This window comes from Micromonospora sp. D75 (genome assembly GCF_018070405.1).
Classification (GTDB): Bacteria; Actinomycetota; Actinomycetes; order Mycobacteriales; family Micromonosporaceae; genus Micromonospora; species Micromonospora chalcea.
Window position 1 is genome coordinate 1 of record NZ_JAGPXV010000913.1, and the last position, 1,670, is coordinate 1,670.

The following is a 1,670-nucleotide window of genomic DNA, read 5'->3' on the forward strand; positions in this document are numbered from 1 at the left end:
AAGTACGTCGACAGCTGCGTGGAGGTGAGCAGCGCCCGCCGCCACTTGCCGGCCGCCTCCCCCTCCTCCTGAAAGCCGCGCCCGGTCATCAGCGCCATCGCCTCGGACTCGGGCAGATCGTCGCAGTGCACTAGCTGGTCGAGCAGCGCGTTGATGGTCATCCGCAACTGCATCTTGAGCTGCTGCAACCGCACCGGCAGCCCGCCGAAGCCGAGCCCGGCCATCAGCTCCTCGGTGTAGACCGCCCAGCCCTCGATGAACACGCCCGACTCGGTGAGCGCGCGTACCCGCGTCGGCCCGTCGTAGCGGCGGGCGTGGGCGAGCTGGAGGAAGTGGCCGGGCATCGCCTCGTGCACGGTCAGGTTGCGGATCATGTGGTCGTTGTACTCCCGGTAGAACGACTCGACCCGCTGCGCCGGCCAGTCCGCCGGGGTGGGCGCGATGCAGTAGAACGTCGGCACGTCGGCCGTCTCCAGCGGCCCCGGCGAATCGCAGTAGGCGACCGCCACACCCCGCGCGAACTCCGGCATCTCCTGGATGACACACGGGTCACCGACCATGCTGACCAGGTCGTGGTGGCGCACGAAGTCACTCGCCTCGTCCAGCGTCACCGAGGCGAGGTCGACGATGGTGGCGTCGTCCGGGTGCTCGGCGGCCAGCAGGTCCAGCGCCCGGCGTACCGTCTCGTCGTCGGCCGGGCCACCGACCAGCTCGACGGCCGCCGCGCGGATCTCCTCGGTGACCCGGTCCAGGTTGGCCCAGGCGCGGCGCTGCACCTCGGCGGCGCTCAGCTCGGTGTCGAGCGTGTGCCACAGCCGCGCCTCCCAGCGCCGTCGGCCCAGCCGCGGGTCACGCCCCGGGCCCACGTCGGCCGCCAGACCCTGCCGCAGCCACGCCACGAACTCCTCCAGCGCGGCGATCGCGGCCGTGGCCGCCGGGCCGACCCGGTCACGCAGCGCCGGCGCCTGGGCGAGCAACGCCGGCACCTCGTCGCGGATCAGCGCCGCCGTGCCGGTGAACTGCCCGACCGCCGTCTCCGCGTGGATGCGCGGCATGTCCCGCAGCGTCGCGCGCGCTGTCGCAAGCGCATCGGGTACGGCCGACAGGCGCCCGGCGAGGCTGGTCAGGCGCTCCTCGGCCGGGGCGAAGGGACGGGCCAGCAGGGCGTGCAGCAGCGGCCCCGGATTGTGGCGCAGCGGATCCCACTCGTGGCCGCGGATCTCGGTGGCCTCGAACAGCCCTCTGTCGATCATGCTGGTGAGCAGCGCGTGGTCGACGCTCTCCGCCACGTCGAGCGCGTCCGGGTCGATCTCGGCGAGCGCGTCCGCCGCGTCCTTCAGCATCGCCTGATCGGCGGCGAGCGCGTCCGCGGACAGATCGGGCAGCCGGTCGTCGTAGCGGTGGTCCCCGGCGGAGGTGGCCAGCCCGGGCCGGCTCTCCAGCAACGCCTCCACGATCCGCTCCGCCAGCGGTACGAACGACTCCATACCCGGCACCCTACCGATCACCCCCGACCCCTTCCCCGACCCAGCTCCCGCCCGCCGGGCCATCCTCCGCGTTGATCAAGGAGTTCGCGTCCCCAGTAGTGCCCGCCGCGACCCCAAACTCCTTGATCACCGACACGGCCCGCCGGGTGGCTGGGCAGATCTTGGTACGGAACGGCCCCTATG

General features: G+C 72.5%; 1 protein-coding gene. It reads right to left on the reverse strand.

Annotated elements, in window-relative coordinates:
* Positions 1–1,487: DUF885 domain-containing protein (locus KBX39_RS30625; RefSeq protein ID WP_210873885.1), on the reverse strand; the 1,487-nt coding region annotated here is incomplete at its 3' end.
* Between the last annotated feature and the right edge of the window lie 183 nt (positions 1,488–1,670).